This window comes from Psychrobacter sp. UBA2514 (genome assembly GCF_002341255.1).
GTDB classification, from domain to species: domain Bacteria; phylum Pseudomonadota; class Gammaproteobacteria; order Pseudomonadales; family Moraxellaceae; genus Psychrobacter; species Psychrobacter pacificensis.
The window spans coordinates 14139-21338 of record NZ_DDNS01000002.1; the positions used below are offsets into that span (position 1 = coordinate 14139).

Here is a 7200-nt window from a genome sequence, read left to right on the forward strand (position 1 = left end):
TCGATTCCGACTCCAGCCTCCAATTATTTATTAACTTTACGTTAATTTTGGCTTGCATTATTATCTCAACTGATTATAATAGCGACCACTTATCTAGTAACTAGACAGTCTATCAGCTAGTTTACATGTTAGATAACACAAGTTTTGCCCGGGTGGTGAAATTGGTAGACACAANNAAGCCCCTGATATCAGGGGCTTTGTTGTATCTATGATTCGCAACTCTTATCTATATGTCCAAGTCCAGCAGCTTTGAACTTAAGCTCTTGCCATGCATATCTTGCGCCAGTGACTTGGTCACCCCGCCGCCTAATGCCCCATACAAAACAAAGTTAAAAGCTTTTAAGTTTGGCAACTCATAACGAATCACCTCTCCTGCTACAATATCTTGGAACCAGTCTTTGACCACGGCTGCGGTTACTTTATCTTTGAGCAATTCGTAATCAGTCTCCTCAAACGCGATCAGAGAAATATTGGAGATATTGCCTTTGTCACCAGTGCGAGAATGCGCAATTTCACGTAGTTTCATTTATTTAACCTCCCAATATGAGACGGTAATGTCCGTATCGGTTTCTGAAATCAAGATGGAGCCGATAGACACGATGGCCTGAATGTGTGAGCGAATACCACCGCCTCCTGCAGGGCCATTGGTGTATAGCGATTCAACCTCTCGGGTGATGGCTTGTGCCATGGTTTTATCCGCAGTACGCGCCGCCACTCGTAGTCGCACCTCCGCCGCCTCCGCCGTGCTGGCAAGCTCATTGCTGTATAACGAATTGAGACCGATAAAGTCATAGCGTATCTCAATCGGTTTAATATGCTCAGCGGCCAGTCTGTTTTCAATGACCCGCTTGGCAAGCATAGCCCTTTTTACTGCTCCTGAACCGCCGTAGCTGATCTCCGCTTCTGCGATATAGCCGTCTTTATAGCCGATGCTGGTTTTAAGCAAACCTGTTTTGGGCCTGCCTGATCCGCCAGACACTTGAACCACATCGTTATCAATGGCTTTCACAGACACGTTAGAAAAGTCAGCAATCACATCTGGGGTAAGATAGCGGGCAGGATCATGAATTTCGTACAGCAACTGCTCTTTTACCGTCGCCTCAGAGACCAACCCGCCAGCATTGGGTAGCTTGGTCACGGTATACTCTCCGTCCTCTGTCACCGCCAAGATAGGAAAGCCAACATTCCAAAGCTCAGGTACCTCCTTATAATCAGGATCTGCAAAATAACCACCTGTAATCTGAGCGCCGCATTCCATCAAATGACCGGCAATTGTGCCTTTGCCCATCAAATCGGTATCGTCAAAAGACCAGCCAAACTCATACACCATCGGCGCCAAAAAGAGCGACGGATCGGCGGCGCGGCCCGTGATGACGATATCTGCGCCAGCGCTCAATGCTTGCACGATACCTTTGGCACCAATATAGGCATTGGCAGAGACGATAGAGTCGCCCAAATCTTTGATAGATCGGTTGTTTTCCAGCAGCGTCTCATTCTGATAACGCACAATGTCTGTAAACACATCATCGCCCGTGATAGCGGCGATTTTTAACCCATGAAGCCCTTGCTGCTCGGCGATCTGTTTGATTGTTTCGGCAGCAGCTTTGGGGTTGGCAGCCCCCATATTGCTGATGACTTTGACCTTTTTTTCGACACACAGCGGCAGTACTTGCGCCATACGATACTTAAGTAAACGGTCATAACCCTCGTTTGGCTGCTGCATTTTGCGCTGCTGGGCAATGGCAATGGTACGCTCAGCCAAGCATTCAAACACGATATAGTCCACGTCGCCGTAGGTCATAACATCAAGCGCAGGCGTCAATCTGTCATCAGCATAACCTGCGCCAGACCCAATTTTGATGGTTTTCATCCCTTACTCCTGATTATTTTATTTAAATGATCACGCCCGTGACTACCGCCACAATGGCCATGACCAGCGTGGTACCAAACGCCCATTTAAAGACAAACTTTTGATGATCGCTCAGCTCCACACCCGCAAGGCCAATCAACAAGAACGTCGATGCGGTCAGCGGACTGAGCGGGAATCCTGTGGTCATTTGTCCCAGCATAGACGCTTGACCAATTTGGACAGGATCTAGCCCGTATGCACTCGCGGTCTGTGCCAAAATCGGCATCACCCCAAAATAATAGGCATCAGGCGTAAAGACGAGGCTTAAAGGCATGCTCAAGACGGCAACGATGACGCCCATCGAACCACCCACCGCGTCTGGAATGATCTGCACCAGCGCCGTCGCCATCGCAGAAATCATTTCTGTCCCTGATAAAATACCCGTAAAGATACCTGCCGCAAAAATGATGGACACCACGGTAATCATGCCAACCGATTGCGACTTGATCTGATCCATTTGGTCATTAGGCTTGGGATAATTGATAAGCACAGCAATGGCGAATGCCAGCATAAAGACGATCGGCAGCGGTAGCCAAACTTGCACCAACGCCACAATAGTAACTATGGTTAATATCAAATTGAACCAAAATAGCTTGGGGCGACGCATATCGCGCGCTTCTTCCGTCAGCTCATCATGCAGGCTGTGCTCCATATCTTGAACGCCCAAGCGTTTGCGCTCTTTTTTACCCACAAGGTAGGCCACAAATACAATCCAAACTACACCTGCCACAAACGCAGGAATAAGCGGATTAAATAACTGCGCGGTACTCACCTCTAAAGCCGCCGCCGCACGTGCAGTTGGGCCGCCCCAAGGCGTCATGTTCATCGTACCTGCACCAAGCGCCACCAAACCCGCCAGTATGATTCGCTTCATACCCAGTTTGTCATATAGCGGTAGTAGGGCTGGAATGGTGATTAAAAACGTCGAGGCGCCCGAGCCATCCAAATGCGCCACCATGGCGATCACCACGGTGCCGATACAGATTTTGACAGGATCGCCTTTGACCAGTGTTAATACCCGCGAGATAAGCGGATCAAACAAACCAGCGTTGTTCATCACGCCAAAAAATAAAATGGCAAACCCCAGCATGATACCCGTTGGTGCCACACCCACGATGCCGTCTAGCATAAAGCCGCCAAGCTCTGCGCCAAAGCCGCCGATTAAAGCAAAAACGACAGGCACAAGAATCAATGCCACAATGACGGACACCCTTTTGGTCAGTATGAGCGCCAAAAATACGAAAATCGTCAAAAACCCAAGTAATGCCAACACATTCCTTCTCCTTGTGAACGTTAATCTCTTCCATGTGATATCACGACCAGCTCACCTCTCCATCGGTGACTCACTGGCATCAGCTTTATTAGAAATATCACGGGTGCAGGAGGCTTCCAAGGGTACAGATGAACGTTTTGACAGGAAACTGTACCCGTTTTGGGCACACATTTCTGTGCTATGGCAGGCAGTTACTAGGAAAATGGGCGGTGCGATTCATCAAACAAAATGACAAAAATATCGGTCATTATCGATGCATTTTTAAGAAATACTGGCAGGTTTTGTATCATGTTATTAAACAAAAAATATCTCCCACACTGTCAAAAGCAAAAAGTATGCTTTGAAATAAGACATCAACATAAGCGTTAATGATGATTAAAAATAGCAGTTTTAATAAACTTAACCGTGGTTTTGTCTATATAGAATTTATTGACTCTTAAGGCAAAATACGTCGGATCGGAGGGAAAAAACAGACTACCAGGCGCGATGAAAATATTATTATTTTTAGCGTCTTCTACTGCCTTTTTATCGTCCATCGGAATACGAAACCACAAAAAATTACCACTGGGATTGTGCGGATACAGCGTCAGGCCGTCGATTTTGTTTAGCTGAGTGATGGCAGTGGCTGACTTCTCTGCAGACAGATGCTTGAGCGCTTGCAAATGATTGGTCAAAGCGCCACTGGTGATCAGATGGTTGAGGATATTTTCCATGATGGATGAGGTGTTGATCACCGTAATCATCTTAAGCCGTGTGAGTGATTTGATCACCGATTTGGAGGCGACGACAAAACCACATCTGATCGACGCAGAGACGGTTTTTGAAAAACTACTGACATAAATCACAGGACAGGTTTGATTAAAAAAGTAACTGGCAGCGTCGTCTCTTGCCAATAAAAACGGGTCGTTTTCCACAATAATCACATTATATTGAGTACATAATGCCTGAATCTCTGCCATGTTCTGAGACGTCAAATCTGTACCCATCGGGTTTTGTGCAAAAGGCTGCAAAAATAAAATCTTGGGCTGAGATTTAATAATAAGGGCTTCTAAATGATTAGCGTCTATGCCCAATTTGGTTCGCTTAATGGTATTAATAGCGACTTGATGTAATTCAAGCTTACTAAATAGCGGATAATATCCGGGAGACTCAACGATGACTGGATCGCCGCTGGTCAAAAAGTGCCGAATGATCAAGTCCAAACTGTGATTGGTGCCATAGGTCAATAGAACATTTTGCGATTCAACCGTCATAGCGCGCTTGCTTAGGATGTCGACCAACAGCCCTCGCAGTAATACATTGCCAGCAGGATCGCCATTACCACGATCAAAATGTGCTACCTCAGCGCTTTCACTCCCAAAACGGTCACTAGCCTGCCCCAAATAGCGCTCAAGGTTGAGCTTATCCATGTACTCTTTGGGATAGCGGCCCGCCCCAGGCTTATGATGCGACTGGTTGACCATTTGTTGCTCCAACAAGTCAATACCTGTATAAAACGGGGTCGCGTTTAGCATGGGTGTATTGGACAAATCCTCTCCCACATAAAAACCCGATTTGGGCAGCGCTTTGATCCAGTGCTGCTCAAGCAACTTGTTATAAGCCGTGATTACGGTGTTTTTGGACACCTTATGTTTTTCGGCCATCGCTCGAATGGAGGGTATTTTGTCTCCTACTTTTTTTCGTCCAGACTTGATATCGTCAATCACAATGAGACAAATTTCTTCGAACTTTTTCACTGTCACACTCCATGTTGAGCAACCACCACGCTCAGTACGTACTCGCTTTCGCAAATACTATTTCTAAAATAGAGTAGTAGCATGTGAGGAAAATATCATAACTGAAAGACCTATAGTTTATAATCTGGATATCAAAATTGATATTATTAAAGAGAGAATAGACCGAAAAAGGTATCTCTTCATCTCAAGTCGCCAAGTCACTGAGCATCGCGCGATAAGGCTTATTTTGGTAACTCAGAAAAAACACACTAAAAAAGGTTGTCTACGCTATGAGCATAAACAACCTTTTGATCGTGATTACCATCATAGTATCTGATGGCTAAGATTTTTTAACACCAATCAGGGATATCATGAATGGTGTCTTAAAAGCAGAAAGCTACGCCTCTAATAGCGCATCACCATACTCATCACGCAAGTCTTTTTTCACCATTTTTCCGGCACCGTTTAGTAAAATGTTCTCTACAAAAATAACTTTGTCAGGTATCTGCCAGCTAGCAATTTTATCTTCATAAAAACTTAGCACTTGTGACTCATCGAGTTCTGCATTCTCTTCTTTTACCACAATCAGTACCGGACGTTCTCCCCATTTTTTATGTTTTGCGGCGATAGCAGCTGCCATTTTTATCTGTGGATGGCCGGCAGCGATATTTTCAAGCTCTACTGAGGAGATCCATTCTCCACCAGACTTAATTAAATCTTTTGATCGGTCACGAATATTCATATAACCATCAGCATCAATAGTTGCAATATCACCCGTGTCAAACCAGCCATCTTCTGTAATGGCATCAGGATTCTCTGTATAATAATCGTTGATAATCCAGTGACCTTTGATCTGCAAGCGACCCTGAGACACTCCATCCTCTTTGACTGGCTTAAGTGGCTCATCAGTGTCTATGAGACGTAACTGAACACCATACGGTGGACGTCCTTGAGAGTTACGTAGCTCGTCAATCTCATCTTTACTCAGTGATTTATGCTTAGCTTTTATTTGATTCATCGTTCCAAGCGGACTGGTCTCCGTCATACCCCAGCCATGTACCGCATCACAATTAAAATCTTCTCTAAACGTTTTAATCACTGATGGTGGACAAGCGGCGCCACCGACAATGGTCCGCGTCATACTATCAAGCTTACTGCCTCTGGCTTTAGCAGCGGTCAATAGGCTTTGCCAAATCGTCGGAACGCCTAACGCAACCGTCACCTTATAATCATCAATGAGAGATACTAGGCTATCACCATCCAGATTGGGACCTGGGAGCATCAGAGAGCAGCCAGTTAATGCAGCCGCATAAGGGGTTCCCCACGCGTTGACATGGAACATCGGTACTACAGGGAGTAGGACGTCTTGCGCAGATAAACCCGATACGTCCGGCATACAGAGTGCCATCGCATGAAGCACAGAAGAGCGGTGCGTATATAAAATCCCTTTAGGATTGCCTGTCGTTCCTGAGGTATAGCAAAGCGAGCTGGCAGTGGCTTCATCAAACTGAGGCCAATCAAAGTCAGCATTATGCTCTGCTAATAACTCATCAAAGAATAATACCTCAGGCAGTTTTGCGACGACACTGTCCTCTCGAGCGCTCAAGCAGATAAAGTACTCAATCCCTTTAATATCTTCTTTAATCGCCATGATAAGCGGTAGGAATGTGACATCAAAAAATAGCACGCGGTCATCAGCATCATTGATAATGTAACTAAGCTGCTCAGGAAATAGACGTGGATTGATAGTGTGGCAAACCATGCCACTGCCTGAAATCGCATACCAAGCTTCTAAGTGACGGCGATTGTTCCAAGCCAATGTGGCTAAGCGCTCTGATGATTTAAGTCCCAGTTTAGCCAACGCATTAGCTAGTCGCTTTGAATTATTCGAAATCGTAAGCCAATTAGTATGAGTCATTTGTCCATCGACTTCTTTGGACAAAACTGCCGTATCGCCATGATAGCGGGCAGCGTGTTCGATTAGACCACTGATCAGCAATGGCTGATACATCATTTTTCCTAACATAGTACACTCCCTGTCGTTGTTAAAAGTTCGCTTATTTTTATTCATGTATCCTCTAATACTAAAAATAAACCACAATTAAGAATAATCAGAATTGTGTGCCAAGACAAGATAATATTATGATCGCCCTCCATTAAAATAAACGGCTGTTCATTATTTATAGATTGCTGCTAATACTCTATTTTCCTTATCCTACTAATTTACCAAACAGCTAACTACATTAATCATCAATAAAAAATCGTTGAATTGCTCTAAACTCATTAGGGCGTGTTGAACATTC

5 protein-coding genes and 1 tRNA gene (1 of these 6 cut by a window edge) are annotated in these 7200 nt (G+C 45.1%); 1 reads left to right on the plus strand and 5 read right to left on the minus strand.

The genetic code is table 11. The features are described from left to right. Positions 1-22 (plus strand) — tRNA-Cys (locus B3V51_RS00100) (it extends 204 nt beyond the left edge of the window). 204 nt (positions 23-226) lie between these two features. On the opposite strand, the gene B3V51_RS00105 is transcribed toward B3V51_RS00100, so the two are convergent. From B3V51_RS00105 to B3V51_RS00125, 5 genes are all read right to left on the minus strand, one after another. Then, positions 227-526: an AtuA-related protein gene (locus B3V51_RS00105; protein WP_071003550.1), complete on the minus strand. Its 300-nt coding sequence runs from the start codon at positions 524-526 to the stop codon at positions 227-229. Further along, complete coding sequence (locus B3V51_RS00110) at positions 527-1870, minus strand: acyclic terpene utilization AtuA family protein (RefSeq protein ID WP_286707743.1); 1344 nt, start codon at positions 1868-1870, stop codon at positions 527-529. Positions 1871-1892: 22 nt separating this feature from the next. Beyond that, positions 1893-3182, minus strand: coding sequence for a CitMHS family transporter (locus tag B3V51_RS00115; protein ID WP_286707744.1), 1290 nt, complete (start codon positions 3180-3182; stop codon positions 1893-1895). 365 nt (positions 3183-3547) lie between these two features. Next, the gene (locus tag B3V51_RS00120; protein WP_286707745.1) at positions 3548-4918 is read right to left on the minus strand and encodes a PLP-dependent aminotransferase family protein; all 1371 of its coding nucleotides are present in this window, start codon (positions 4916-4918) and stop codon (positions 3548-3550) included. 376 nt (positions 4919-5294) lie between these two features. Continuing rightward, entirely contained in the window at positions 5295-6923 is a 1629-nt protein-coding gene (locus tag B3V51_RS00125; protein ID WP_286707746.1) for a long-chain fatty acid--CoA ligase, read from the minus strand. Positions 6924-7200 lie beyond the last annotated feature (277 nt).

Excerpts from the sequence above, each read along its gene's own strand:
- B3V51_RS00125 (WP_286707746.1), bottom strand. The coding sequence starts at position 6,923 with ATGTTAGGAAAAATGATGTATCAGCCATTGCTGATCAGTGGTCTAATC.
- B3V51_RS00110 (WP_286707743.1), bottom strand. The coding sequence starts at position 1,870 with ATGAAAACCATCAAAATTGGGTCTGGCGCAGGTTATGCTGATGACAGA.
- B3V51_RS00105 (WP_071003550.1), bottom strand. The coding sequence starts at position 526 with ATGAAACTACGTGAAATTGCGCATTCTCGCACTGGTGACAAAGGCAAT.